The sequence below is a fragment of the Pseudomonas sp. GV047 genome, assembly GCF_003058245.1.
GTDB classification, from domain to species: Bacteria; Pseudomonadota; Gammaproteobacteria; order Pseudomonadales; family Pseudomonadaceae; genus Aquipseudomonas; species Aquipseudomonas marginalis.
Genome location: NZ_QCWA01000014.1, coordinates 88,340 through 113,433 on the forward strand (window position 1 = coordinate 88,340; position 25,094 = coordinate 113,433).

The 25,094-nt window shown below is 60.6% G+C and carries 26 protein-coding genes; 8 read left to right on the plus strand and 18 right to left on the minus strand.

The features are described 5' to 3' along the window. The first annotated feature begins 2 nt into the window (after positions 1-2). Entirely contained in the window at positions 3-1,481 is a 1,479-nt protein-coding gene (locus C8K58_RS27445; protein ID WP_098479906.1) for a class I adenylate-forming enzyme family protein, read from the plus strand. Here the strand turns inward: C8K58_RS27445 and C8K58_RS27450 are convergent. Further along, positions 1,478-2,260, minus strand: a complete 783-nt coding sequence (locus C8K58_RS27450) for an IclR family transcriptional regulator (RefSeq protein ID WP_098479905.1) — start codon at positions 2,258-2,260, stop codon at positions 1,478-1,480. The genes C8K58_RS27445 and C8K58_RS27450 overlap by 4 nt on opposite strands. On the opposite strand from C8K58_RS27450, the gene C8K58_RS32820 reads away from it, so the two are divergent. Continuing rightward, positions 2,259-2,384, plus strand: coding sequence for a hypothetical protein (locus tag C8K58_RS32820; RefSeq protein ID WP_256592556.1), 126 nt, complete (start codon positions 2,259-2,261; stop codon positions 2,382-2,384). The genes C8K58_RS27450 and C8K58_RS32820 overlap by 2 nt on opposite strands. A 90-nt stretch (positions 2,385-2,474) precedes the next feature. Here C8K58_RS32820 and C8K58_RS27460 read toward each other — a convergent pair whose 3' ends face one another. The 5 genes from C8K58_RS27460 to C8K58_RS32825 form a co-directional block, all read right to left on the minus strand. Further along, a complete protein-coding gene (locus C8K58_RS27460) occupies positions 2,475-3,224 on the minus strand; it encodes a nitroreductase (RefSeq protein ID WP_108574685.1) in 750 nt (249 codons plus the stop codon). A 116-nt stretch (positions 3,225-3,340) separates the two neighbouring features. Continuing rightward, positions 3,341-4,759 (minus strand): sugar porter family MFS transporter, encoded by a 1,419-nt coding sequence (locus C8K58_RS27465; RefSeq protein WP_051429288.1) that lies wholly within the window; start codon positions 4,757-4,759, stop codon positions 3,341-3,343. 96 nt (positions 4,760-4,855) lie between these two features. Then, positions 4,856-5,815 carry a sugar phosphate isomerase/epimerase gene (locus C8K58_RS27470; RefSeq protein ID WP_108574686.1) on the minus strand — a complete coding sequence of 320 codons (960 nt, stop codon included), beginning with the start codon at positions 5,813-5,815 and terminating at the stop codon, positions 4,856-4,858. Next, positions 5,812-6,840: a Gfo/Idh/MocA family oxidoreductase gene (locus tag C8K58_RS27475; protein WP_108574687.1), complete on the minus strand. Its 1,029-nt coding sequence runs from the start codon at positions 6,838-6,840 to the stop codon at positions 5,812-5,814. The genes C8K58_RS27470 and C8K58_RS27475 overlap by 4 nt, the downstream gene beginning before the upstream one ends. 13 nt (positions 6,841-6,853) lie before the next feature. Beyond that, entirely contained in the window at positions 6,854-6,982 is a 129-nt protein-coding gene (locus tag C8K58_RS32825) for a hypothetical protein (protein WP_256221047.1), read from the minus strand. 199 nt (positions 6,983-7,181) lie between these two features. Between C8K58_RS32825 and C8K58_RS27485 the strand changes: the two genes are divergently transcribed. Continuing rightward, a complete protein-coding gene (locus C8K58_RS27485) occupies positions 7,182-8,207 on the plus strand; it encodes a LacI family DNA-binding transcriptional regulator (protein ID WP_027603379.1) in 1,026 nt (341 codons plus the stop codon). 94 nt (positions 8,208-8,301) lie between these two features. Here C8K58_RS27485 and C8K58_RS27490 read toward each other — a convergent pair whose 3' ends face one another. Further along, complete coding sequence (locus C8K58_RS27490) at positions 8,302-9,204, minus strand: LysR substrate-binding domain-containing protein (RefSeq protein ID WP_065947806.1); 903 nt, start codon at positions 9,202-9,204, stop codon at positions 8,302-8,304. Positions 9,205-9,361: 157 nt separating this feature from the next. Between C8K58_RS27490 and C8K58_RS27495 the strand changes: the two genes are divergently transcribed. Beyond that, positions 9,362-9,922, plus strand: coding sequence for a sugar ABC transporter (locus C8K58_RS27495; RefSeq protein ID WP_092359220.1), 561 nt, complete (start codon positions 9,362-9,364; stop codon positions 9,920-9,922). Continuing rightward, positions 9,915-10,769 carry an MBL fold metallo-hydrolase gene (locus tag C8K58_RS27500; RefSeq protein ID WP_218190479.1) on the plus strand — a complete coding sequence of 285 codons (855 nt, stop codon included), beginning with the start codon at positions 9,915-9,917 and terminating at the stop codon, positions 10,767-10,769. Before C8K58_RS27495 ends, C8K58_RS27500 begins: the two co-directional genes overlap by 8 nt. Positions 10,770-10,900: 131 nt before the next feature. On the opposite strand, the gene C8K58_RS27505 is transcribed toward C8K58_RS27500, so the two are convergent. The 11 genes from C8K58_RS27505 to urtA all read right to left on the minus strand — a co-directional run bounded on the left by C8K58_RS27505 (position 10,901) and on the right by urtA (position 20,868). Then, positions 10,901-11,779: an urease accessory protein UreD gene (locus C8K58_RS27505; RefSeq protein WP_081744358.1), complete on the minus strand. Its 879-nt coding sequence runs from the start codon at positions 11,777-11,779 to the stop codon at positions 10,901-10,903. Next, on the minus strand, positions 11,776-12,429 hold the full coding sequence (ureG, locus tag C8K58_RS27510; RefSeq protein ID WP_027603381.1) for an urease accessory protein UreG: 654 nt from the start codon (positions 12,427-12,429) through the stop codon (positions 11,776-11,778). Before ureG ends, C8K58_RS27505 begins: the two co-directional genes overlap by 4 nt. 26 nt (positions 12,430-12,455) lie before the next feature. After that, entirely contained in the window at positions 12,456-14,168 is a 1,713-nt protein-coding gene (ureC, locus tag C8K58_RS27515) for an urease subunit alpha (RefSeq protein ID WP_092359216.1), read from the minus strand. A gap of 3 nt (positions 14,169-14,171) precedes the next feature. Continuing rightward, positions 14,172-14,867: an urease subunit beta gene (locus C8K58_RS27520; protein WP_027603383.1), complete on the minus strand. Its 696-nt coding sequence runs from the start codon at positions 14,865-14,867 to the stop codon at positions 14,172-14,174. Positions 14,868-14,912: 45 nt separating this feature from the next. Next, complete coding sequence (locus C8K58_RS27525) at positions 14,913-15,668, minus strand: urease accessory protein UreF (protein ID WP_108574688.1); 756 nt, start codon at positions 15,666-15,668, stop codon at positions 14,913-14,915. After that, positions 15,665-16,105, minus strand: coding sequence for an urease accessory protein UreE (gene ureE, locus C8K58_RS27530; protein ID WP_065947803.1), 441 nt, complete (start codon positions 16,103-16,105; stop codon positions 15,665-15,667). Before ureE ends, C8K58_RS27525 begins: the two co-directional genes overlap by 4 nt. Positions 16,106-16,128: 23 nt before the next feature. Next, the gene (urtE, locus tag C8K58_RS27535) at positions 16,129-16,818 is read right to left on the minus strand and encodes an urea ABC transporter ATP-binding subunit UrtE (protein ID WP_027603386.1); all 690 of its coding nucleotides are present in this window, start codon (positions 16,816-16,818) and stop codon (positions 16,129-16,131) included. 2 nt (positions 16,819-16,820) lie between these two features. Further along, entirely contained in the window at positions 16,821-17,558 is a 738-nt protein-coding gene (urtD, locus tag C8K58_RS27540) for an urea ABC transporter ATP-binding protein UrtD (protein WP_027603387.1), read from the minus strand. After that, positions 17,555-18,703, minus strand: coding sequence for an urea ABC transporter permease subunit UrtC (gene urtC, locus C8K58_RS27545; protein WP_108574689.1), 1,149 nt, complete (start codon positions 18,701-18,703; stop codon positions 17,555-17,557). Before urtC ends, urtD begins: the two co-directional genes overlap by 4 nt. Before the next feature lies 1 nt (position 18,704). After that, the gene (urtB, locus tag C8K58_RS27550; RefSeq protein WP_027603389.1) at positions 18,705-19,607 is read right to left on the minus strand and encodes an urea ABC transporter permease subunit UrtB; all 903 of its coding nucleotides are present in this window, start codon (positions 19,605-19,607) and stop codon (positions 18,705-18,707) included. A 79-nt stretch (positions 19,608-19,686) separates the two neighbouring features. Continuing rightward, positions 19,687-20,868, minus strand: coding sequence for an urea ABC transporter substrate-binding protein (gene urtA / locus C8K58_RS27555; protein ID WP_065926081.1), 1,182 nt, complete (start codon positions 20,866-20,868; stop codon positions 19,687-19,689). A gap of 650 nt (positions 20,869-21,518) precedes the next feature. Between urtA and C8K58_RS27560 the strand changes: the two genes are divergently transcribed. From C8K58_RS27560 to C8K58_RS27570, 3 genes are all read left to right on the plus strand, one after another. Then, the gene (locus tag C8K58_RS27560; protein ID WP_108574690.1) at positions 21,519-22,667 is read left to right on the plus strand and encodes a transporter substrate-binding domain-containing protein; all 1,149 of its coding nucleotides are present in this window, start codon (positions 21,519-21,521) and stop codon (positions 22,665-22,667) included. After that, a complete protein-coding gene (locus tag C8K58_RS27565; protein ID WP_090404594.1) occupies positions 22,664-23,296 on the plus strand; it encodes an ANTAR domain-containing response regulator in 633 nt (210 codons plus the stop codon). The genes C8K58_RS27560 and C8K58_RS27565 overlap by 4 nt, the downstream gene beginning before the upstream one ends. 213 nt (positions 23,297-23,509) lie before the next feature. Continuing rightward, entirely contained in the window at positions 23,510-25,045 is a 1,536-nt protein-coding gene (locus tag C8K58_RS27570) for an amidase (RefSeq protein WP_108574691.1), read from the plus strand. Positions 25,046-25,094 lie beyond the last annotated feature (49 nt).

Consider the following 25,094-nt stretch of genomic DNA (forward strand, 5'->3'; position numbering starts at 1 on the left):
GCATGGACATCAGTACGCTGCTCAGCCAGGCGGCCTTTAAATGGCCGGACCACATCGCACTGCACGAACCGGCCAGTGCTCGCACCCTCACGTTTGACGAATTGGACCGCGCCCTCAGCGGCGTCGGCCAAGCGTTGGAGCGGTTGCAAATCCCGGTCGGTGCGCGGGTGGCCTTACTGGCCGACGCCAGCATCGACTACCTGCTGGCCGACTATGGCTGCATGGCCAGCGGCCGCGTGCGCGTGCCGTTGGACCCGGCCCTGGTGCTTGACGAATTGCTTGCTCAGCTACAGGACGCGGGCGCTGCCTTGCTGCTGTTTTCCGAGCAGTACACCGGTGTGGCGCAAGGCTTGGGCATCCGTTGCCTGCCGCTGCACACCGTCACCGAATCCAACCCCGTCGACATCCTCCCACGCCCGGCGCAATCCCCTCAGGCACTCGCCTCGCTCAACTACACCGGCGGCACCACCGGCACGCCCAAGGCGGTGATGCATCGGCATGCCAGCTTGTGCGCGGTGTTGCAGAACATCGTCATGGGCCGGGGCGCGGTGGTTGGCGATGTACTGCTCAACGTCCGTCCGCTATGGCCGATTGCAGCGGTGGCGGTGCTGGCCCATTTGCTCAGCGGCGGCCGAGTGGTGTTGGGTGGTCGCTTCGACGGCAAGGCCTTCATCGCTCAGCTTACTGAGTACCGGGTGGCGTTCAGTTCCCTGGTGCCGACGCAATTACTGCGCCTGTTGCGCGAAACCGGCCCTGCAGCGGCGGATCTTCCGGTATTCAAGAGCCTCGATGTCGGCGCTGCCGCGTTGACCGGCGAAGTGCTGGAAGGCTCATGCAGCCTGTTCAGTGAACGCATCGGCGTGCTCTACGGCATGACCGAAGCGCCCTGGAGTTGCTACCTCTCGCCCGCGCAAATGGCGACGGTGCGCGCGGCCGGCGACAGTGGTGAAGGCGTGGTGGGCCGACCGTTGTTCAGCGCCGCGATCCGCATCGATCAACCGGACGCAAACGGTGTGGGCGAGATTCTGCTCGGCGGGCCGCAATTGATGAGTGGTTACTGGCAGCTCGAGGGCCTCAGTGCCAAGACCCTGGACAACGGCTGGCTGCGCAGCGGTGACCTCGGGCGCATTGGTGCCGATGGGCTGCTGCGCGTGCTGGGGCGTTGCAAGGACATCATCCGCAGCGGCGGCAAATCCGTGCAGCCCGGTGAAGTCGAACAGAACCTGCTGAGCCATCCCGGCGTGCAGGACGCCCACGTGTTTGGCCTGGCGGACCTGGAATGGGGCGAGCAAGTGTGCGCAGCCGTGGTATTAGAGGGTTCGCAAGACCTGTCGGCGCAGCAGTTGATGGACCACTGCCGCGCCGGCTTGTCGCGCTACAAGGTGCCGCGCCGCATTTACTTCATCGACGAACTACCGCGCTCCCACTACGGCAAGGTGCAGAAAAACCGCCTGCTCGCCGCCCTGGGCCTCAGGCCCTAAAGGTTGCCCAACTGCGCCGCGATACCTTCACAGGCGCGGCGCACATGGCTGGCCAGGGACGAGCCGGGGTGGGTTTCGTCTTCCATCTCAAGCCCGGCCACGACGACCGCGCCAATGGCCTGCCCGGCTTCCACGCGTATCGGAAACGCCACCGACGACAGGCCAGGCTTGAACTCGCCATGGCCAAACGCGAAGTCCTGCTGGCTGCGGATCAACTCCAACGCCGGCCGTACCTTGGCATACCGCGCTTCGCCCAGGATCGCCTGCGCGGCCGCCTCATTGTAGGTGGCGAGCACCGCACGCCCGCTGGGGCTGCCGTCGATGGGGAACTGGTCGGCGAGGTCGACAATCACGTTGAGCGGCGTGGTCGGCGTCCACATCCGCTCGATCAACACCACCTGGTCACCTACCGGCACCGACAGCGACACAATCGCCTGGCGCTCGCCGATCACCCGTTGCAACTCGATGGCGTAGGGCAGGGCGATCTTGCGCAGGTTCAGGCGGTTCAGGTACGCCGCCGAATAGATCAGGCATTCCGGGCCGATGCGATAGGTGCCGCCCTGGGACTCGATCAGGCTCCAGTGGGTCAGGGTCTTGAGCAGGCGATGAATGGTGGTGCGGTCTATACCGGTCAGCCGCGCCAGGTCCAGAGCGCTGGCGCCATGCTTGAGCCCCGAGAGGGTGCGCAGCAGTACAATCGAGCGGTCGATGACCTGTACGCGCCCACCGGTATTTTCCTTGTTACTGGCAGGCGGAGAAGGCGTCGAAGAAATATCCATGGTGGCAGCAGCTTCCGAAATCATTATGTTCGGCAAGCGCGGATCGCAGGCTTGGCCGGTGGCCAAGGTTAGCCGCGATCCGTTGCTGGGTGAAGCCTTGATTTACGTGTCGAAGAACACCTGACCCGTCGCAATCGTCTGTATGTGTTCAAGTCCCTACTGCAAAACGCCCAATGGCCCGACGCCGATGCCCTGGCTGCGTATGCACCACTGATCATGGCTGGGTCTCCTTATTATTATGGTGAAAAACGGCGAAAGCGCTGACCGGTTCCCGGGCTGTTACCAGAGTGTTTTCAACGGCCTTGGGGTCGGCATAGCCAAGGCTCATGCCACACACCAGCATCTGGTCGGCGGGAATGCTCAACATCTCTGAAATGACGTTGTGGTATTTGAGGAAGGCGGCCTGCGGGCACGTGTGCAACCCCCGCCCGCGTGCCGCCAGCATGATGTTTTGCAAAAACATGCCGTAGTCCAGAAGGCTGCCTTGCTCCAACACGTTGTCCACGGTAAACAGCAAGCCAACCGGCGCGTCGAAGAACCGGTAATTGCGCCCGTGCTGTCGGTGCATGCGTTGTTTTTCACCTTTGGCAATCCCAAGCAGCCCGTAGAGATCCCAACCCACCTTGCGCCGGCGATCGATGTAAGGCGTGATCCATTCGTTCGGGTAGTAGGCGTAGGGCTCCTGCATATCGCTGCTGAGTCGTGGGTCGTTGTCGATCGCGCTGATGGCCATTGACAGGCGCTCTTTCGCTTCACCGGTTACAACGTGCACTTGCCAGGGCTGCATGTTCACACCCGAGGCACTGAAGCGTGCGACATCCAGAATCGCTTCGACTTCCTCATGGGGCACGGCTGTCGGCAAAAAGGCCCTGATGCTGCGCCGTGACATGATTGCCCAATCGACAGTGCGCTGGGTTTCTAGCGCAGACAGCGGTGGTGGTGATAAGCGATTCAAGATACGCATCCTTTTAGCGGGTTCCGTTCAGGGGGAGTCGTCGGCCGGCGACTGCGCGATTTTCATGTCGAGGGATTTTTCGTCGAAACTGACCATGGTCATGGGCGCGTCATACTCGATCTCGTCTAACCATACAACCGCTGTTCAATCTCTTCGAGCGTGCTGCCTCGTGTCTCCGGTACCCACACAGCGACAAAGGTCAGTGACAGAAGTCCCGCTCCCACGAATACAAAGAAGGTTTGGCCGATCCCGATTGTCGCAACCAGAGTTGGAAAGAACATGCCGATCATCACGTTGGTCAACCAGAAGGCTGCGATAGCCATACCCATGCATCCGCCGCGGATGCGCATTGGGAAAATTTCTGCCAAAAGTACCCAGAAAGCAGGCCCGATCAGCCCTTGCATGGAGGCAAGGAACATCGCCATGGCTCCGAGAATGAGCATGGCGCGGGTAACGGAGGGGTCGACAAAAACTGAGACCAGGCCAATCAACAATAAAGACAATGTAGTGCCGGTGAAACCGAGCAGCATCATTGGGCGACGGCCCACGCGGTCCAGCAGAGCAATACCCACGAACGTTGCGCCAATCGAGATAACGCCGTTTACGACATTGGCGATCAGTGCACTACGTTGTTCCAGGCCTGCTTCTGTGAGGATCTGGGTGCCGAAGTACATGATTGAATTGACTCCGGTCAGCTGCGACGTAACAGCGATACCGATGCCAATCAAAAAGATTCGTCGCGCGCCCTTTTGAGACAGGTCGCGCCAGCCACCTTTTTTGATGAATCGTTCGTTGCTGATCTGTTGGGTAATGGCCTCCATTTCAGCCTTGGCATAGTACTCTTCCCGTACTAGTTTCAGTACTTCCAGGCCCTCTCTGAAGCGGCCTTTGGTTGCCAGCCAGCGCGGGCTTTCGGGCATGTAGAGCATTCCCAACCAGAGTGCCACTGCTGGCAGGGTTGCCAAGGCAAGCATCCATCTCCACACACCATCGAGATCGCTGAACAAATTGCCCAATGTGGCGTTAGTGGTGAAGGCCAGGAATTGCCCGGTGACGATCATCAACTCGTTACGGGTAATGATGCGACCGCGGATGCTGGACGGAGCCATCTCTGCAAGATACGCCGGCACGACGACCGATGCGCCGCCCACCGCTAACCCGAGCGTGAAGCGGGCGGCCACCATGACATCGAGGGTGGGCGCCAGCGCACAAGCCAATGCGCCAAGAAAAAACAGCACGGCGAGGAAAAGAATGATACGGCGGCGCCCCTTGAGGTCTGATAAGCGACCGCTGCACAGCGCCCCCATCATTGCGCCGATCAACAAGGCACTGGCGACCAAGCCTTCCGTAAATGGCGTCAGGCCCAGGTCATCCTTCATGTAGAGCAGGGCGCCATTGATGACGCCGGTATCGAAGCCGAACAGCAGGCCGCCAAACGTGGCGATCCAAGTCACTTTTTGCAGGTAGCGCTGTGCCTGGCGTTTTTCAGGACTTACATAGGCGGCTGAAGTGTCTGCCGTATTTCCGTAGGAATTAATTGTCATTGTGATATTCCTGACTGAAACTCATGGGGAGGCTCACTCGCCATTGCGGTGAGCGATTTAATATGGAATTACATTGGTTTTTTCTCGTGGTGCGATTCAGATGGACTGGGGTTTGAAATCGCTGGCGGCAACCGGCATGACGCTCTTTAGCAGTCTTACGGACTTTTCCAAGCCCTCGAGGCTGTTGAGTAAAACGTCCTCATGCTCAATCGATAGCCAGCCATCGTAGCCAGCCATTTTCAAGCGGTAGCAGAACTGCCTCCACCATTGCTCGCCGTGGCCGAATCCAAGTGTGATGTAGGACCAGCTACGGGATGAGATATCCATCAATGAGCGATTTTCCAGGAGTGAGTCCACGGCCTGGACTGGCGCATTAAGCAAGGTATCCTTGGCATGTACGTGGTAGATGGCAGCGCCCAGTGCCTCGGCGGCTACCAGCGGATCAGCGCCCATCCAGAACAGATGAGAGGGATCCAGGTTGGCGCCTATCACCGGTCCGATCGCATGGCGTAGTTTCAGAAGCGAACGGACGTTGTAGACGCATTGGTTACCGTGCAATTCCAACGCGATACGCTCCACACCATTTTCCTTGGCCAGGTCAGCGATCTCGCTCCAGAAGGGCAGCAGGCGTTCTTCCCATTGATAGCGCAGCATTGTCTGGGTTTCGGGAGGCCATGAGGCAACCACCCAGTTCGGCATCCTGTCGCCGGCCCGACCTTCCGGTAAGCCAGACATGGTGCAGACGGTCTTGACTCCCAGTTCACCGGCTACGCGTATCGTGTCCCGGAGGCATTGGCCTTGTTCGGGCTGTGTAGGATGCAAAGGGTTGCCGTTGGCGTTCAGGGAAATGATTTCCAGATTGTGCTCCTGGAAGCTGCGTTTGAGTGCCTTGCGGTCGTCGGCGCTGGCGAGCATCTGTGCCAAGTTAAAGTGTGGTGCGGTCGACCATCCGCCGGTGTTGATCTCCAGGCCCGACACTTCCAGGCGTTCCGCCTGCTTGAGCATCTCCCGCAATGGCAGGTGACCGAGGCTATCGGTGACGAATCCCAGCTTCATGACGTAGCTCCTTCTCTCGATCGGTAGAGGGGCGGTGCTTCCAGCGTCGGCAAAACGACCCGGCGACGCTGATTGAGCGCCTCGATGCCAGCTTGAGCGACAATGGCTGCGCAATAGCCGTCCCAGGCACTCGCGGCATGGACGGGGAACCTTCCTGTGGTGATGAACTCCACGAATGCTTTGTTCTGCAGGCGGTAGGCGTCGGCGAAACGCGGCCGCCAATCGGCAGCGTACCGTTCAAAACCCTGAAGACAGGTGTTGAAGCGAGCATGTACGGGGCTGGCCAGTTGCACGGAACCCAGCTCGCCCACCAGCTCGCCACGGACGTCGTACCCGTAATGGGCGTTGTTGTTGATTTCGATGTTCACCAGATGGCCTTCCCGGGTTTCCAGCACCATGAATACCGGGGCGCCGACGCCGTCCTTAGACGTGTGGGTGGGTTGGAACACTGAAATGGCAACGTATTCAGTATCGAGCACGTGACGTGCCACATCGAATTCATGAGGCGCGGAGTTACTGATCGCCATTTGCCCGCTGAAGTTGGCGGGAGCTTCTACGTTGCGATGGAAATTGTGCATCATCACAGCCCGACCGATCACGCCGTCGCTCAAGGCACTTTTCATTTCCCTGTACGAAGGGTCAAACCGGCGCATAAAGCCCAGTTGCACGAATTGGCGACCCCGGGAGGCTTCTTTGTCGATGACCGCCAGGCACTGGTCCGGGATTTGAGACAGCGGTTTCTCACACAGTGCAGGTTTCCCTGCATCGATGGCTGCCATGGTCAGGACCGCATGGGTTTCGTCCGGGCTGGCGATGATGATTGCATCGACATCGGACCTTGAAAGCGTGAACAGTGGATCAGTGGAAACGTCAGCGGCGCCATAACGGTCAGCTATCAGCTTCGCTCGCTCTGGCGACGCATCACACACCACATGCAAAGTGGCTCCCGGAAGGTCCTGGGCAATGATGCGGGCGTGATCTTCCCCCATAATCCCTGCGCCGATAACGGCGATTCGTATGCTCATATTCAACTACCTATCAATGGGCGAAAGTCATCAACGCCGCGTCGAACTCGCGAGCGTGTTGATTGAGAAAGGAGGTGCGCAATAGGGCACAAGCGGCGTAGCCGTGGCGGTCGAAATCAACCGGTGGGGACGAGTTACTCATGGGGCGATCCTGGCGGTTTGTTGTGTTTGTTATGCCTCGATTATTAGCACCGAAAAAGCAATCATCAAGCAGCGCCATAGGCGGTTTATGATGTAAAACACCTCAAATGCGAAGATGCATTGATGCCTGTAATTGCTCTTGAAAACAATCATCAGCAATGCGTATATGGTGTAAAGAACATCAAAAAAGGGCTGGCTATATGACCATGCAAACATCGGCGCGCTTATGGAAGGGCCCCACTGTTCAACAGGTCGCTAAGGTGGCCAGGGTCGGGGCAGCGACCGTCGATCGTGTGCTGAATAACCGCCCCGGCGTACGGGAAAATACTCGTCTGAAAGTGCTGGCGGCGCTGGATAAGCTAAAGAAAGATTTGGCTGACGGCATGGCAACGTTGCAGATCAAGTTATTCTGCGACTCGGGCGAAACCTTCAATGCGACGCTGGCCGGCGCCGAGACAGTGGTGAACGCCTCGACACCTGGTGTCGTCGTGCATGGCTACTATGTACCGACTAACCAGGTCGATCCCGCCGCGTTTGCTGATCAGGTTCAGGCTGAGGGTGCCTCAGCGGATGGTGTGATTGTCGTATCGCGCGAGCATCCGGCGATCAACCGAGCGATTCGCAAACTGTGCAGCCTGGGTATCCCCGTCGTTTGCCTGACCACCGACCTGCCTAATTCCGGACGAAGCGCTTACGTAGGCAACGATCAATATGCGGCAGGCAGTGTCGCCGGGCTACTGATAGGCAATGCGTTACCCAAGGAGCCGGCAAAAATTCTGTTAGTGACCAGTGTGCCGTTTCGCTGCCAGCAAGAGCGGGAGATGGGGTTTCGCAGGGTGCTTCGCTCGGAGTTTCCCTATCTGAAGATCGACGAGCGGGTGATTTCCGATGATCGCCCCTATACCACTACTGAGCAATTGACGCGTTATTTTTCCAAGCACTACTACCCGGCAGCCATCTACAACGTGGCCGGCGCCAATCGGGGCGTTGCTCAAGCGATAGATACCATTGCGGTTGAGGATCGGCCTATTTTTGTCGGTCATGAGCTTACGGTTCATACGCGGGCGATGCTTGAGTCCGGCGTCATGGATTATGTTATCTCTCATGATTTCGTTGGCGAGACTGCCGCAGCGGTGCGCTGGATACGAGGAGCGATTGAGGGAGCGGCGACAACGCCACCTTCAACACAGATCTTGATTCACACTCGATATAACTGTGGTACGTAAGGCCAGGTTGCGGTCGGTATCTAATTTGCATGCATCGATGCATACATAAAAGCGTATGGGACAGCCTGGTGGCAGGCCTGCAAAAGGAGGTTCCCTACGACTCAACCGTCGTTGCTTTCTTCGCTTCGTCCAGCATCCATTGAGCAAACGCTTGTATTGGCTCTCTGCTCAATGCGATGGGCTCGGGGAGGATGAGGCAGAAGGTTTTGGAAATGGTTTTCCCCTCTGGCCACGGAGCGACCAGACGTCCTAACGCCAGTTCAGTTTCAACGTAAAGACGCGGGACCAGCGCAACACCGAGGCCGGCCAATGCCGCCTCGATCAACATGCCGTGAAGATCGTAGCGCGCACCAATCGCTGGATTGGTAAGTGGGATCCCCGTTTCCAGGGAATAGCGCTGCCAGGCATCCGGGTTCTGCCGTCGGTGCAGGCGTGGAAGCATGTCCAGTGTTGCTGCTCCTGTGCTCTCTTGGAGCAATGCAGGATGACAAACAGGAACCAGCACTTCATGCAAAAGGTGGTGAGTCCGCATACCCGTCCACGCTGGGTGCTCGAAATGGATGGCAGCATCGAATCCGCTCCCGGCCAGGACGAAGGGGTCCATGCGCTCGGCCAAATGCACAGTGATGTTCGGATGCTTTTGCTGGAATCGTGTCAAGCGAGGAATGAGCCATCGCATCGCGAACGTCGGGATAGTGGCGATGTCCAGGCTCGCGCCATCGTTCGGCTGCCCCATTAAGTACTGACTGTCCCGATCCAGGCGGTCCAGCGATTCGCGAACTTGGGCCGCGTAGCGTTCCCCGTTGGGCAGGAGCCGGACACGATTGCCGACTCGTTCGAATAGCGCGACACCGAGGAAGGCTTCCAGCCGGCCAATCTGGCGACTGATGGCGCCTTCAGTCAAAGACAGTTCCTCTGCCGCGCGCGCGAAGCTGCCGTGACGAGCGGCCGCCTCGAATGCTGTCAATGCCGTGCTGCTCGGGATCTTCTTTCGCATAAGCGTTCTCGGTCTAAGGGTGGTGATCCAGCTAAGCTTGATCTTTTATCACTGAAGCATACCGAAAAATCGCTTTATTCGTTGATGTCAAGGCCATACCGTGATGGAACATCAACAAGGAGGGCCGGACACAAGGTGTCCGGTCGCGACGTTATCCATGATCTATACCGTCGAGTGCAGCTTTGCCGACCCCGCCAGCGAAGCCGAGTGGAATGATTTCTATAGCCTGGAAAAACTACCCGCGCTTATTTCCGTGAGCGGGTTCCATACCTCGCAGCGCTTCAAGGCGTTGAGCACGGGTTGCCCTGTCTACCTTGCCATGCATTCGATCGACGGCCTGGCCGTGCTTGAGGGCGATGAGTATCGCCAGAAGGGCGGCGGCAATTTTGCACGCTGGCAGCAGCACATCACCCATTGGCACCGCAATCTGTATGGCGCCCTTGAACGTGCGCCTGCCATCGGTGAAGGCGAGCATCTGATCGTAAGCGCAGTCGGTCCCGAGCCGCTCATCGAGAGGGGGCTGGCGCCTGATCGTATGCGCGCCGTCGCATTGGAGAAGTGCCCTGAAATCAGATGGCTGGCGAAGCTGGATAGCTCCATCCGTCTCGATGTGGATACCCTTCCGAACGCCGTACACCTCTATGCTCCGATGACCGCGCAGTTGACGAGTGGCAGTGGCGCACTGCCCCACACGCCGGGGCAAAACCGACATGCCTAACCTGACAATCTTCGACATGAAATTTCCGGGCCAGCAGATCGGCGAGTTTTCGATTACGGCCATCAGTGACGGATACCTTTGCGCAAGTCTGGATCTCCTCTCCAATATCGATCCTGCGCAGGCGTCCAAGTTGCAGCAGGACGCAGGCGTGAGCGACCCATCCTCGATCCACATCAACTGTTACCTGGTGCGTGGAAGGGGCCGCACGATTCTCATCGATGCGGGGGCTGGTGGTTTCAAGCAGTGGGGCGGAAAGCTGAAGGCGAATCTCGCGCTTGCTGGCGTGCAACCCGCTGACATTGACACCATTCTTCTGACCCACGCACATCCCGACCATGTTGGGGGGCTGCTTGACGCTTCAGGGGCGGTAGCCTTTCCCGATGCAGAGCTAGTCGTGCACCAGCGTGAGGTTTCTTTCTGGGAAGACGACGGCAATCTCAGCCGAGCGAGTGAGCGTGCTCGTGGCAACTTTCTGTTTGCTCGGAAGGTATTCGATCAGTACCGAGAGAAAATGCGCACGTTTACTGATAACGAAGTCCTCCCTGGCATCAGTGCGACGCCCCTTCTGGGGCATACGGCGGGGCATTCCGGTTATCGCCTCGAATCCGATGAGAGGAGTCTGTTGATCTGGGGGGATATCGTTCATTTCCCTCAAGTCCAGATTGCCCGTCCCGACGTATCCATTGCATTTGACCAAGACCCGCTGCTTTCCGCCGCCACACGTTCAAAGTTGTTGGATGTCGTCAGCTCGGACAAGATTCTTATCGCGGGTATGCACCTTGGCGAGCTTGGATTTGCACATGTCGAGCGGATAGGCAAGACCTACAAAATTTCCTACGAAACTTAGCGGCTGTTCGAGATGCCTACGATGCATCGGCTGCGGCGAATGAGGTCATTGATCCTACGGCGCCTCCTGCCAGCGGTCGAACAGAAAATCGCTGAACGCCGTCAGCCGGCGTGGGCTGCAATCGTCACTCCTCATTTGCGGCGCATACGTGGTGCCACACCGGTCAGATGCTCACGTACACACGCCCAGGCTCTGTGAAGGCTGTTGCGCAGTGACACGGCATCAAGGGTCATGATGCGTAATGAAACCCCGCAGTCGTTGGGCAATGCGCTGACACCCAGGTAGCTGTCGGGGTGAGTGGGCAGGGCATTGCGCAATGCGGTTTTCAGCGCTTCGACAGGCAAGCCCTGACCCACGAGCATGAATGTCGCCAGGGTCTGGAAGGCACCACCGACGCCCGGTAATTGCCGCAGCAGGTCTTGCCCGTTCAGCGCCAGGCGATCGCCGGCCAGCAAACGGCCTGCCGGGCAGCGCACTTCCAGGTCGGCGCGGTAGACATCGAAGAGGCCGGCACTGTCCTGGGGGGTGTGCAGGCAAAACGCGTCGCACAGCATCACCCTGGCGCCCGGGTGCAGATTCACCCTTACCTGGCTGTGCAGTTTTGCCTGGGGAAACAGGATCGTCGCCATAGGCAGGTACTCCAGTAATGCTCCGCGTTCTGCAGTGAGGTTGACGGTCTGGCGTGCCGATTGCTCGAGCATGCTGTGGGCTACCGTCGCCGCGCCAGTGCTGACATGCACTTGAGTGTCCGGCCCGGCATGCAGGTGCATCCGCAACTCCTGGCCTGCGAAAATCCCGCCCGAGCACGACTGCACATACACGGCCGCCATGCCTTTCGGGTCGTCCGGCAGCTTCAGGGTGCGGCCCAGGTGAAAGGGATAGCCCACGCGCTGTTCGCTGATATAACTGGCGCCGGACGGCGCTTTGCTGAAGGCAATCCGGGCCTGCACCTGCGAGGATGCCTTGGGCGGTGCAATCAACGGGCGAAACAGTTCCTGCGGCGCGTTCATGGTCGGTCAAACAACACGGCGCGGCTGATGGCGTCGACGACCGCGTCGACCCCGTCACCCGTCGCGCAGTTGGTGAACAGCACGGGCCGGCCGTTGCGGGCTTCGGCTGATTCGCGACGCATGCGTGGCAGATCCACGCCCACATAGGGCGCCAGATCATATTTGTTGACCACCAGCAGATCACAGCTCAACACGCCGGGCCCTCGTTTGCGCGGGATGTCATCGCCGCCGGCGACATCAATGACAAAGATCCAGTAATCCACCAGATCCAACGAGAAGGTCGAGGCCAGGTTATCGCCGCCGGACTCAATCAGGATCAGGTCCAGGTTCTCGAATCGCGCTTCCAGCTCGTCGGCCATTTGCAGGTTCAGCGTCGGGTCTTCGCGGATCGCCGTATGCGGGCAGGCGCCGGTTTCCACCGCGAGCACCCGTTGTGGGTCGATCAGGCCGCTGCGCTGCACGCGTTCGGCGTCCTCGCGGGTGGCCAGGTCGTTGGTGATGATGGCCAGCTCGGTGCCGCGCGCGATGAAGCGCGGAATCAGTTGCTCCAGCAGGCGAGTCTTGCCCGAGCCGACCGGGCCGCCGATCCCGACGCGCGCGGCGCCGGGGTGGGGTTGCGGCTGCGGTGCGGCGTTGAATGCAGTGCTCATTAGCAGGTTCCTTTTATTGGCTGTGATCAGCGCAGCATGTAGCGCTGGGCCAAGGGCACTTCGCTGACCGGCTCGCAGGTCAGGCGCTCACCGTCGGCGTACACATCGAAGGTCTGGGGGTCGACGCGAATGTCCGGGCAGGCGTCGTTGTGCAGCATGTCGGACTTGCGCAGCGTGCGGGTGCCGAAGGCCGGCAACAGGGCTTTTTTCAGGCCCAGTTTCTCAGCGGTATCGGCCTCCACCGCAAGGCGATTGACGAAATTCACCGACAGTGCCTGTTTGGCCTCACCAAAGGCCCCCCATTGCGGGCGCATGATCAGGGGTTCGCAGGTGTACAGCGAGGCTGCCGAGTCGCCCATCACGCCGTGCACGATAAACCCGCCCTTGACCACCAGCTCCGGCTTGATGCCAAAAAAGGCCGGCCGCCATAGCACCAGGTCAGCGAGCTTGCCCGGCTCCAGCGAGCCGATGTAACTGTCGATGCCGAACACCCGCGCAGCGTTGATCGTGTACTTGGCGATGTAACGCTTGATGCGTTCGTTGTCGCCCAATCCGGTTTTTTCTTCCGGTAGACGGCCGCGTTGCTCTTTCATCTTCGAGGCCAGTTGCCAGGTGCGGCAGATCACCTCGTTGATGCGCCCCATGCCCTGGCTGTCGGAACCCAGGATCGAAATTGCGCCGGTGTCGTGCAGGATGTCTTCGGCGGCGATGGTCTGCGGACGCACTCTGGATTCGGCGAACGCCACGTCTTCCGGCACGTCCGGATTAAGGTGATGGCAGACCATGATCATGTCCAGGTGTTCGTCGAAGGTGTTGACGGTGTACGGATTGGTCGGGTTGGTCGAGGAGGGGATGCAGTTGGCTTTTCCCGCCACGCTGATGATGTCCGGGGCGTGGCCGCCGCCTGCGCCTTCGGTGTGGTACATGTGGATCGTGCGGTCGCCGATGGCGGCCAGGGTGTCTTCGAGAAAACCCGATTCATTCAAGGTGTCGGTGTGCAACTGCACCTGGAAGTCGTATTCATCGGCCACCTTGAGGCAGGTATCGATCACGGCGGGCATCGCGCCCCAGTCCTCGTGGATCTTCAATCCCAGGCAGCCACCGCGCAGTTGGCCTAGCAGCGATTCCGGCTTGCTGGAATTGCCCCTGCCGAGAAAGCCGAAATTGATTGGCCAGGCTTCAGAGGCCTGCAGCATCTTGCCGACGTTCCATTCGCCGCCGCAGTCGATCCCCACGGTAATCGGCCCGAGCGAGCCGCCGATCAGCGTCGTCAGGCCCGCCGCCAGCGCGTGATCGCACAGTTGCGCCGAGTCGAAATGCACGTGCACATCGATCCCGCCCGGCGTGACGATCAGGCCTTCTGCGTCGCGCACGGTGGTTGCGACGCCACAGATCAATTGCGCATGGACACCGTCCATGACCTGCGGATTACCGGCCTTGCCGATGGCCACGATCTTGCCGTCCTTGATGCCGATGTCGCCTTTGACGATGCCGATCACCGGGTCGATGATCAGCGCGTTGCAGATCAGCATGTCCAGCGCGCCGTCTGCGCTGTCATGCCCTGGCATCAGGCCCATGCCGTCACGCAGGGTCTTGCCGCCGCCGTGCAGGCATTCATCGCCGGGCACCGCGTAGTCGAATTCCACCTCGGCCAGCAGCGACGTATCCCCCAGGCGCACCGCGTCGCCAGTGGTGGGGCCGTACATCGCGGCGTATTCCTTGCGCGTCATCGTTGCCATGGGTCATGCCCCCTTGAACTGTTGTGCGCGGGCTCGATCAAGCGCGATGGCTTTGCAGGCCGGATCGTGCAGGTTGCCATTGGTCAAACCGCTGAAACCGTGGATGTCCCCCGTGCCGCCGAATTGCACCAGCTGCACTTCGCGCAGCTCCCCCGGCTCAAAACGCACGGCGGTGCCCGCAGGAATGTCCAGGTGCATGCCGAAGGCGGCGGCGCGCGGGAAATCCAGCGCCTTGTTGACTTCGAAAAAGTGGTAGTGACTGCCGATTTGCACCGGCCGGTCGCCGGTATTGATGGCCCGTACGGTGGTCGTGGGGCGACCGCTGTTGAGTTGTATATCGCCCTCGGGCGAGATGATTTCGCCAGGCGTCGGCATGACGGCCAACGGCAACCGGCCGGGTCGAATCGGCTGATGCACGGTGACCAGTTTGGTGCCATCGGGGAACGTACCTTCCACCTGCAGTACCGGCAGCAGCTCGGCCACGCCGGGCATGACGTCGTCAGTGTTGAGGAGTGTCGAGCCGAAACCGATCAGCTCGGCCACGCTGCGCCCCTCACGGGCGCCTTCGAGGATTTCATCGGCAATCAGCGCCGAGGCTTCCGGAAAGTTCAGGCGCAGCCCTTTGGCGCGGCGTTTGCGCGAGAGTTCGGCGGCGGTGTACAGCGTCAGCCGCTCAAGTTCGGTGGGCGTCAGCAGCATGTTCAAGCTCCTGTGTCGGCAGCAGGCGTTTTCGTGCCCGCCACCTCAATTGGCGAAAAGACGGAGGTCCTGGGTTTCGTGCCGCATCACGGCGATCTCGGCCATGGGCGTGAAGCCGCTGGCGTCGTCGAGGGCGAGCGGCGCCTGAGCAAGCAGTTGCAGCAGCAAGGGCTGGATGTCGGTGAGCACCCGCTGCGCATCCACATGCCCTATTACGCCCAGGCGCACAGCGGCACTGACCAGTCCGGTGCATAACCCATGGGCGGCAGCGAGTTGGCAGTGCTCGAGTTGCATGCCGAGTTGTTGCCACAGCAGCCCTTGCAGCACCGGCAAATGCCCCGGTGTTGCCCGGGCGAGCACGTGTTGCTGGTAAGCGGCAGCGCCGGGGGTACCGAGCGCGACATGCACGCCCAGCAACGATTGACCGACTCGACGTGAGCCTTGGCGCAGTTCCTCTGCCAGGGTCAGGGCCTCGATGTGACTGTCCAGGTCCATCAGAGTGGCGAGGTCAGCCGCTGCATGCCAGGCGGCGCATAAAAACACCCGGTCAAAACTGTTCCAGCGATGACGCAATTGACCTTCGACGAAGGCCCGCACCTGAATGCTGCGATCATTCTGCAGGCCGCGCTGACGGCGCCTGACAGGGACGGGGTCGGTCAACGAGTCGTTCTGCCCCAGGCGCGCATCGGCCACCAGCGTTTCCAGCCCCCATGACCAGGCAACCGCGCCACCGGGGAAAAAACTGTCTGCCTGTTGCAGCGCCAACAGGCTGCTGCGCAACTCGGCCGGTGCGGCGTTCATAGGCGCAGCACCCGGCCGTCCGCGAGCAGCGGCGCCAGACGCTCGAGGTAGTCGGCCTCCGGGCCATTCAGCGGGATTCGTAACGCAGTGCCTGCAAAGCGCACGGCCCAGTGCATGTTGCCGGCGAAATACCCCAGCTCCAGCGCTGCGGCAGCGTCCCGCGGTTGCAGGTCGAGAAAGTGCACGTCCTGCATGTGCACGACGATGGCGCGCTGACCGTCGAGCATCAGCACCGAGCCGTTACGCAGTTGCTGATGGCGCTCCAGTCGAATCGCACAGTCGGTGCCGCGATCACTGGCCAGGCGCAGGCGATGACGCTGAATGTCGCTGGCCGACAGGCTGAGGGTTTCGACCAGGCCTGCGTGGCTGAGGTCATGCAAACGGTCGGCGAGGGCAGGGTCGCTGGCCTGGCCCAGAATGCGGTCGAGGATCAACATGGTGTGTGCTCCCAGGTCCGGTTTCAGATGGTCAGGTAGCGCAGGATGCGCTCGCGGTCGACGGTTTCGCGGACCTCGCTGTGCACGAACTCGCCTTTCTCGATGATCAGGTAACGGTCGGCCACCGCCATCGCAAACGACAGCACCTGTTCGGAGACGATCAGCGAAAACCCCCGTTCTTTTTTCAGCAGGTTCAGGGCCCGGGCGATGTCCTTGATGATCGACGGCTGAATGCCCTCGGTCGGCTCATCCAGGATCAACACTTTGGGGTTGGAGACCAGCGCGCGGGCAATCGCCAGCTGTTGCTGCTGGCCGCCGGAGAGGTTGCCGCCCTTGCGTCGACGCATCTCGAACAGCACCGGGAAGTACTCGTAGATGTAGTCGGGAATCGGTGCGGCAGGGGCGCCCTGCATGCCGGTGAGGATGTTTTCCTCCACCGTCAGGTACGGAAAAATCATCCGCCCCTGCGGCACGAAGCCCACCCCGGCGGCGACCCGCTCATAGCTCTTGCTGGCGGTGAGTTCCCGGCCCGCCAGCGTGATGCTGCCGCTGCGCGCCGGCAGCATGCCCACCAGGCTTCTGAGCAGGGTGGTCTTGCCCATGCCGTTGCGACCCATGATCGCCAGGGACTCGGCCGGTGCGAGGGTCAGGTCGAGATTGCGCAGCACATGGCTGTCGCCGTAATACACGTTCAGGTTATTGACGGTCAGCATGCTCAGTGCCCCAGGTAGACGTCGATGACGCGAGGATCGTTTTGCACCTGATCCATCGAGCCGTAGGCCAGGGTTTTGCCCTGGTGCAGGACGGTGACTTTGTCAGCCACTGACTTCACGAACTCCATGTCGTGCTCGATGATCACCATGGCGCGGCCCTTGGCGATGCGCTTGAGCAGGCCTGCGGTCTTTTCCCGCTCGCCTGCACTCATGCCGGCCACCGGCTCGTCCAGCAGTAACAGTTCCGGGCGCTGCATCAGCAGCATGCCGATCTCCAGCCACTGCTTTTGCCCGTGGGACAACAGCCCGGCTTTGCGCCCCAGCTGGTCCTGCAGGAAAATCATCTCGGCGGTCTGCTCGATCTCTGCTTGCAGGGCCGGGTCTTTGCGGGCGAACAGGCAGTTGAAAATGCCGCGTTTGCCGGGCGACGAGATGTCGAGGTTCTCGCGCACGGTGAGGTCTTCATACACCGAAGGGTTCTGGAACTTGCGCCCAACGCCCGCGCGGGTGATCTGGTATTCGATCATGTTGGCCAGTTGCAGGTCCTTGAAACGAATGCTGCCGGCACTCGGGCGGGTTTTGCCGCAGATCATGTCAAGCAGGGTGGTCTTGCCCGCGCCGTTAGGCCCGATCACCACGTGCACCTGGTTTTCTTCGACGTAGAAATTAAGGCTGTCCACTGCCTTGAAACCGTCGAACGACACCGTGAGGTCTTCGACACTCAGCAACAGGCCACTCATGACGGCACCTCCTGTTTGTTGTGGCCAAGGCGTTGCAGCAAACCGGCCAGCCCGGTCGGCAAGAACAGCACCACGCCCATGAACAGGAAACCGATGAAGTACTGCCAGAAGTTGACGAAATTTTCCGACAGGTAGGTTTTGGCCACGCCGATCAACAGCGTGCCGTACACCGCACCGACCAGCGACAGACGCCCGCCGAGGGCTGCGTAAATCACGATTTCGGTCGAAGGAATGATGCCCACCAGCGACGGCGACGCGAGGCCGACCTGCAGGGTGAACATCACCCCGCCGAGCGCCGAGATCAGTGCCGCCACGGCAAAGATGAACGCTTTGAACAGCGCCGTGTTGTAGCCGGAAAACCGTACGCGGTCCTCACGGTCACGGATCGCCACCACCACTTTGCCCAGCCGGCTGCGCAGGATGAACCCGCACAACGCCACGCAGCCCAGCAGCAACAGGGTGGTGATCAGGTACAGAATCCAGGGCGTTTGAGGCGTTTGCAGGCTCAGGCCAAAGGCGGTCTTGAAGTCGGTCAGGCCGTTGACACCGCCGGTGTAGCCTTGCTGGCCGATGATCATGATCGACATGATCGCCGCCAACGACAGGGTGATGATCGAGAAGTACACGCCGCCCACGCGCTTCTTGAAATACGCGTAGCTGAACACAAACGCGAGCAATGCCGGGAGGACGAGGATCGCCGCAAAGGTGAATGTCGCCGACTCGAAAGGCTTCCACCACCAGGGCAGCGCGTCGACGCTGTTCCAGATCATGAAGTCCGGCAACGCCGAGCCGTAGAAGGCGGCGAGCGCGCTCGCCGCTTCGTCGTTGGCGGTGGCTTCAAGTTTCAGGTACATCGCCATCATGTAGCTGCCGAGGCCAAAGAAGATGCCCTGGCCCAGGCTGAGTATCCCGCCGTAGCCCCAGATCATCACCATGCCCACGGCGCAGAACGCCAGGCTCAGGTATTTGCCGGCCAGGCCCAGGCGAAAGTCGCCCAGGCTCAGGGGCAATATCACCAGCAACAGCAGCGACAGCCAGACCAGGCTGTGGCGCTCGAGCAACGGCAGCAACCCGGTGCGCAGCCGGCGCGTGGTCTGCGTCGACGTGTTGGGGCGGGTGAGGGGCGTCTCAGTCATATCGTTCATCTCAGCGTCTCACTTTCGCGGCGAACAAGCCGTTGGGGCGGAAGAACAGCAGCACGATCACCACCAGCAGCGTGATGGCTTTGGCCATGGACCCGGTGGTGAGGTATTCCAGCGAAATCTGCGTCTGGCCGATGGCGAAGGCCGACAGGAAGGTGCCCAGCAAACTCTCTACCCCGCCAAACACCACGACGATGAAGGTGTCGACCAGGTACTGTTGGCCGCTGACCGGGCCGGTCGAGGCCAGCATGGTGAACGAGCTGCCGGCGATCCCGGCCAGCCCGCAGCCCAGGGCAAACGTGACCGCATCGACACGGGCGGTGTTAATGCCGGCTGCCCCCGCCATGGCGCGGTTCTGGGTCACCGCGCGAATGCGCAGCCCCCAGCGGCTGCGGTACAAAAACAGAAACACGGCGCCGGCGATCACCAGTGTCAGGCCGATGATGAAAATCCGATTGAGCGGCAGTTCCAGGCCTTCGCTGATCTTCCATGCGCCTTGCAGCCATTGCACCGTGGGCACGCTGACTTCCTTGGGGCCGAAGACCTGGCGGAACACCTGCTGCAGCACCAGCGACAGGCCCCAGGTCGCCAGGAGCGTGTCGAGCGGGCGGTTGTACATGAAGCGAATAAAGCAGCGTTCGAGCAGGAAACCGAACGCGAAGGTCACGACGAAGGCCACGCCGATGCCGATCACGAAATACCAGCCCATGTAGTCGGGAAAGTAGCGCGCAAACACCACGGACGTGACGTAGGTCATGTACGACCCCATCGCCATCAACTCGCCGTGGGCCATGTTGATTACGCCCATCAGGCCGAACACGATGGTCAGCCCCAGGGCCATCAGCACCAACACCGAGAACAGCGAAAACCCGCTGAAGACCTGCATCACCAAAATATCGAAAGTCATTGCGTCGCTACCTGTCGCTGCACGTTGGCGGACCGCGTGGGCGGGAGAGGGCGCGAGTCAGATCGCGCCCGATCCTGCATCACAGTTTCGGGAAAGGGTTGGGCTCGATGGGCGCGGACTCGTAGATCACGTCAACCTGGCCCTGGGCGTTGAGGGTGCCGATGCGCGCGCGCTTCCACAGGTGGTGGTTGTCCTTGTGGACCTTGACCTCGCCTTCAGGCGCGTCGAGGGTCAGCTCCGAGGACGCGGCGATCACGGCCGGGACGTCGAAACTGCCGGCTTTTTCCACGGCTTTCTTCCACAGGTACACGGCGGTGTACGCGGCCGCCATCGGGTCGCCGACTACGCGTTTGTCGCCATAGCGGGCCTTGAAGGCGGCGACGAATTTCTCGTTGACCGGGTTTTTCAGGCTCTGGAAGTAGCTCATGCAGGTGAGAAAACCGGTGAGGTTTTCGGCGCCGATGCCGGTGACTTCTTCTTCGGTGACGGCCAGCGCCATCAGTGTCTGGTTGCTGCTGTCGATGCCGGCGGCCTTGAGCTGTTTGTAGAACGCCACGTTTGAGCCACCGACGATGGTGGACAGCACGATGTCGGGCTTGGCGGCCTTTATTTTGTTGATCACCGAGGAGAACTCGATGTTGCCCAGGGGCAGGTAATCCTCACCAACGATGGATCCGCCCTGCTTGGTCACCGACGCCCGTGCCAGCTTGTTGGTGGTGCGCGGCCAGATGTAGTCCGAGCCCACGAGGTAGACGGTCTTGCCTTTGTTGGCCATCAACCAGCTGACGGCTGCCAGGGTTTGCTGCGACGCTTCGGCGCCGGTGTAGATGATGGCCGGGGATTTTTCCAGGCCTTCATAGAACGTCGGGTAATACAGCAACGCCTTGTTGCGTTCGAACACCGGCAACACCGCTTTACGCGACGCCGAGGTGAAGGCGCCGAACGTGGCGACAACGTGATCGTTTTCCAACAGCTTGCGCGCCTTCTCGGCGAAGGTCGGCCAATCGCTGGCACCGTCCTCGACGATCGGTTCGATGGTCTTGCCGAGCACGCCACCGCTGGCGTTGATTTCGTCGATGGCGAGTTTTTCCGCATCCACCACCGAGGCCTCACTGATGGCCATGGTGCCGGTCAGCGAGTGGATGATACCGACCTTCACGGTCTCGGCTGCCTGCACCTGGCTGACCAGGGAAAACGGCAACAGGCTGAAGGCGCCCAGCAACAGGGCATGCTTGATCAAACGGCGTTTGTCGTTGTGCATTCACTTCTCTCCAGGAATAAAAAAAGCCCGACATCCCGGCTAAATCAATAGTCGGGAAATCAGGCTTCTTGTGCCGAATCTGGCGGGACAGCTGTGTCCGATCCAGTCGTACGCGAGGTGCTTCCCTACTTGCCAAGGGGGCGTAGGGCAAACAGCTGGCGCGATGTCTCTGGAGAGTTATAGCAAGGGCAGTGCCAATTGCGATCAGGGCGTTTTCCGGGCAGTCGAAGGGGCGTGCGAGTGACGCCTGCATCTATTGCCGCGTGTCACTGGCCTGCGCTGCTTTGGCGCGAATGCACCCTGAATGCACCAATACCGTGAGCGTGTGGGCGGCATGGATGGGCTCCACGGCAAGGATTGAAACCGGCCGGCGCCGCGGGTGCAGCTCGTCCATGGCGTGTGGCCCACTATCTGCATGAGCGACAGGCAACACCCTCGCAGGGTCCCTTGTCACACGCCCATCCTCGGCAGGTGTGGAAGGCCCCTCGCATGACTGGCCCTGACAGTGTTGTCGCGCCAGCCCCAGGCACAACCCGCCTGAGAGCAGCCATTTTGTTATACGGCGTCTCGCTCAATCATTATTTGCACAGGCCTCCAGACCCCCATCCACGAGCGGGTGTCTTTTCTCACGTTGAACAAGGTTGATAGGCATGGTTGACCAGTCGATCCGCATAGGCGGTCTGTTTTCCGATACCGGTGTCACGGCGGCTGCCGAGGGCTCGACGATGCGCGGCGCGCAGTTCGCAATTGCGCAGATCAATGCGGCAGGCGGGGTCGATGGTCGCCCGCTGCAGTTGATCACCCGTAACCCCGATTCAACGCCTGCGCTGTACGCCATGCACATCGAATCGCTGATCCGCGAAGAACACCTGCGGTTTTTCTTTGGTTGCTACACTTCGGCTGCACGCAAGGCGGCACTGCCGATTGTCGAGCGCTACGACGCCCTGTTGCTGTACCCGGTGTATTACGAAGGTTTCGAGTATTCGCGCAACATCATCTACACCGGCGCCACACCGAATCACAATGCCCTGCCGCTGGGCAATTACATGCTCGACAACTTCGGCAATCGCGTGTTGATGATCGGTTCCGAGTACGTCTACCCGTACGAAACCAATCGCTTGATGAGCGACCTGTTGTACGAGCGTGGCGGTACCAAGCTGGGCGAGTATTATCTGCCGCTGAAAAACGCGCGTCCGGAAGATTTTGCCAAGCTGATGGTCAAGGCCAGGGAGCTCCAGCCCTCGTTTATTTTCTCGACGGTCGTCGGCGAAACCATGGGGCATTTGTACCAGGCCTACGCCGACGCAGGCTTTGACCCCTCGGTGATGCCGATTGCCAGCCTGACGACCAGCGAAACCGACATCCAGCAAATGGGGATTCACCTGGGGGCGGGACATATTTCGGCGGCTACGTATTTTCAGTCGGTGGACACGCCGACCAACCGCCAATGCATCGCCCAATACCGGGAGTTGTTTGGTCAACACCAGGTCACTGACCGTTGCTGGGAGGCGGCGTACTTTCAGGTGCACTTGCTGGCCAAGGCGATCGTTCGAGCTGGCAGCACGCAAGTGGAGGATGTGCTGCAGGCCATGCGCGGGCTGGAATTCGAAGCGCCACAAGGACGCATTCGGGTCGATGCCAACAATCACCACACGTACCTGTTTTCGCGGATCGGCCGGGCCAACGTCGAGGGCCAATTCGACATCCTTTACGAAAGCCAGAGTGCACTCAAGCCTGACCCTTACGCCATTGCACCCAATTTCAATGAATGGTCCGGCTCGGTGGGGAGACGTCCATGACCTTGCGCGCCGCCAAGAAACGCCTGCGCAACGACAGCGCGACAGGCATCAAGGACCTGCGCGACGTCAGCGTATTGGTAATGCACCCGGATGACGAGGATGGACGCAACCTGATCGAGCAGTTGCAGCGCATCGGTTGTCAGGTGCGTGTGCAATGGCCGATCCCGGAGCGCTTGAGCGCCGAGGCGGACGTGATCGTGTTGGCGGTGTCGCCGGAAAGCCTGTCGACCAACACGCCATGGCTGCTCCACGCCAGCACGCCGCCGATCATTCCGGTGATTGCCTATGAGAACCCGATCATCGTCGAGGCATTGGTGCAGTTGAACGCTTGCTCTGTCATTCCTTCGCCCGTGAAGTCGTTCGGGTTGCTGACCGCTTTGGCGATCACGCTGAGTCAGTCACGCAAGGCCCGCGAACGGGAACGACACGTCAAGCGCCTGGAAGGGCGCATGGCGGTCATGCGCACCGTGCAGCAGGCGAAAATAATCCTTATCGAAACCAAGGGCATGTCGGAGACCGATGCCTACAACGCCTTGCGAGACCAAGCCATGGCCAAGCGCGAACCGGTGGAAAAAATCGCCGAAGCGCTGGTCAAGGCCCATGAGTTGTTCCGACAAGCCTGTTCCTGAACAGCCTTTGAGCATCAAGCTTGTGAGGGCTTGATCCTCTTCTGCGTGGACGTTTGCCATACGCCTCCCTTGGCAGGTATGGATCACCGCGTGGCGACCGGCGTGGACAATGGAGTCCTCCGGAGCGAGCCGTAACCTGTGCAGTGGGCACGGGTGGCGCGCGTCAATGATCGCCCGAGATCGGGTGGTTCTTAACGTCATTTGGAGAACACCATGTCCGTAAAACGCCCCGGCAAAGCCGACTTTCTGATTGCCGCCGAAGACCACGGTTATCACCTGACAGATCGCCAGATGGAGGCCTTCCTCAACCTGGCCGATGAAACGTTGAATTCCTACGAAGCCATCGATGCGCTCTACGCTGCCAACGTCGCGCAGCAACCGCCTGAACGCGAATACAACAAAGCCGCCGAGGCAGACAACCTGCACGGCGCCTGGTACGTGAAAACCCGAATCGTCGGCGCGGCGCAAGGCCCGTTGGCCGGCAGGACGGTGGTCATCAAGGACAATGTGTCGGTGGCTGGCGTGCCCATGGCTAACGGCTCATTGAGCCTGGACGGTTATATCCCGTCCGAAGACGCCACTGTGGTCAAACGCTTGCTGGCGGCCGGGGCCACGGTGGTGGGCAAGTCGGTGTGTGAAGACTTGTGTTTTTCCGGGGCAAGTTTTACCTCCGCCAGCGGCCCGGTTAAAAACCCCTGGGACCTGACGCGCAACGCAGGCGGCTCGTCCAGCGGCAGTGCGGTGCTGGTGGCGCTTGGCCAAGTCGACATGGCCATCGGCGGCGATCAGGGCGGTTCGATCCGGATGCCGTCGGCCTGGAGCGGCATCGTCGGGCACAAGCCGACTTACGGCCTGGTGCCTTACACCGGCGCTTTTCCGATTGAGCGGACCATCGACCATGTGGGCCCGATGGCCAATAACGTACGCGATGTGGCAGCGATGCTCGATGTCATTGCGGGGGCCGATGGGCTTGATTCCCGGCAGAAAAATCCGCCAGCGGTCAACTGCCTCGCGACGCTGGAGCAGGGCGTGGCCGGCTTGAAAATCGGCTTGCTGCGAGAAGGTTTTGCGATCCCGGGAATGTCCGAGCCGCAGGTGGACGCCCTGGTCAAGGCGGCGGTTGCCCAGCTTGAAAGCCTGGGCGCCAGCGTCGGCGAAGCAAGCGCGCCGTGGCACGCCGGCGTGGCGTTGGATCTGTGGAACGTGATTGCCACTGACGGCGCGGCGTATCAGATGCTGCAGGGCAATGGTTACGGCATGAACGTCGACGGTTATTACGACCCGGACATCATGAGTTACTTCGGCGAAAAACGCCGCGAACACGCCGATGCGTTGTCCAGTAGCGTGCGAGCGGTTGCGTTGACCGGTCACTACAGCCTGAAAAACCTGCATGGCGCCTACTACGCCAAGGCGCGGATGCTGGTACCGGAGTTGACGCGCCAGTACGACGAGGCATTCAAGGATTTTGACGTGTTGGTGATGCCCACCATGCCCTTCGTAGCCACGCCGTTGACCGCCGCGGACGCCCCCGTCGAGGAGTACGTGCACAGTGCACTGGACATGCTCGCCAATACCGCGCCGTTTGACCTCACGGGGCACCCCGCGACATCGATCCCGGCGGGGCTTGCGGACGGTTTGCCGGTCGCCATGATGATCGTTGCTCCGCGCTTCCAGGACGCCCTCGCACTGCGCGTTGCCCAGGCCTACGAACACGCCCGTGGCGTATTCCCTAAACCCCCGGCGCTGTAAACCGATGGCCTGCCCAGGCGCTGGCGAATACGTTCGCTGGCGACTGGGC

Coding starts and splice junctions, on each gene's coding strand:
- C8K58_RS27470 (WP_108574686.1), bottom strand. CDS start 5,815: ATGAAGCTGGGATTCGTCACCGATAGCCTCGGTCACCTGCCATTGCGG.
- urtA (WP_065926081.1), bottom strand. CDS start 20,868: ATGCACAACGACAAACGCCGTTTGATCAAGCATGCCCTGTTGCTGGGC.
- C8K58_RS27490 (WP_065947806.1), bottom strand. CDS start 9,204: ATGCGAAAGAAGATCCCGAGCAGCACGGCATTGACAGCATTCGAGGCG.
- C8K58_RS27520 (WP_027603383.1), bottom strand. CDS start 14,867: ATGCTGCTGACGCCCACCGAACTTGAGCGGCTGACGCTGTACACCGCC.
- urtD (WP_027603387.1), bottom strand. CDS start 17,558: ATGAGTGGCCTGTTGCTGAGTGTCGAAGACCTCACGGTGTCGTTCGAC.
- C8K58_RS27460 (WP_108574685.1), bottom strand. CDS start 3,224: ATGCGTATCTTGAATCGCTTATCACCACCACCGCTGTCTGCGCTAGAA.
- C8K58_RS32820 (WP_256592556.1), top strand. CDS start 2,259: ATGGTGGCAGCAGCTTCCGAAATCATTATGTTCGGCAAGCGCGGATCG.
- C8K58_RS27560 (WP_108574690.1), top strand. CDS start 21,519: ATGGTTGACCAGTCGATCCGCATAGGCGGTCTGTTTTCCGATACCGGT.
- C8K58_RS27500 (WP_218190479.1), top strand. CDS start 9,915: ATGCCTAACCTGACAATCTTCGACATGAAATTTCCGGGCCAGCAGATC.
- C8K58_RS27465 (WP_051429288.1), bottom strand. CDS start 4,759: ATGACAATTAATTCCTACGGAAATACGGCAGACACTTCAGCCGCCTAT.
- C8K58_RS27445 (WP_098479906.1), top strand. CDS start 3: ATGGACATCAGTACGCTGCTCAGCCAGGCGGCCTTTAAATGGCCGGAC.
- ureG (WP_027603381.1), bottom strand. CDS start 12,429: ATGAGCACTGCATTCAACGCCGCACCGCAGCCGCAACCCCACCCCGGC.
- C8K58_RS32825 (WP_256221047.1), bottom strand. CDS start 6,982: ATGAGTAACTCGTCCCCACCGGTTGATTTCGACCGCCACGGCTACGCC.
- ureE (WP_065947803.1), bottom strand. CDS start 16,105: ATGTTGATCCTCGACCGCATTCTGGGCCAGGCCAGCGACCCTGCCCTC.
- C8K58_RS27450 (WP_098479905.1), bottom strand. CDS start 2,260: ATGGATATTTCTTCGACGCCTTCTCCGCCTGCCAGTAACAAGGAAAAT.
- C8K58_RS27525 (WP_108574688.1), bottom strand. CDS start 15,668: ATGAACGCCGCACCGGCCGAGTTGCGCAGCAGCCTGTTGGCGCTGCAA.
- C8K58_RS27570 (WP_108574691.1), top strand. CDS start 23,510: ATGTCCGTAAAACGCCCCGGCAAAGCCGACTTTCTGATTGCCGCCGAA.
- C8K58_RS27565 (WP_090404594.1), top strand. CDS start 22,664: ATGACCTTGCGCGCCGCCAAGAAACGCCTGCGCAACGACAGCGCGACA.
- ureC (WP_092359216.1), bottom strand. CDS start 14,168: ATGGCAACGATGACGCGCAAGGAATACGCCGCGATGTACGGCCCCACC.
- C8K58_RS27485 (WP_027603379.1), top strand. CDS start 7,182: ATGACCATGCAAACATCGGCGCGCTTATGGAAGGGCCCCACTGTTCAA.
- urtB (WP_027603389.1), bottom strand. CDS start 19,607: ATGACTTTCGATATTTTGGTGATGCAGGTCTTCAGCGGGTTTTCGCTG.
- C8K58_RS27495 (WP_092359220.1), top strand. CDS start 9,362: ATGATCTATACCGTCGAGTGCAGCTTTGCCGACCCCGCCAGCGAAGCC.
- urtC (WP_108574689.1), bottom strand. CDS start 18,703: ATGAACGATATGACTGAGACGCCCCTCACCCGCCCCAACACGTCGACG.
- urtE (WP_027603386.1), bottom strand. CDS start 16,818: ATGCTGACCGTCAATAACCTGAACGTGTATTACGGCGACAGCCATGTG.
- C8K58_RS27475 (WP_108574687.1), bottom strand. CDS start 6,840: ATGAGCATACGAATCGCCGTTATCGGCGCAGGGATTATGGGGGAAGAT.
- C8K58_RS27505 (WP_081744358.1), bottom strand. CDS start 11,779: ATGAACGCGCCGCAGGAACTGTTTCGCCCGTTGATTGCACCGCCCAAG.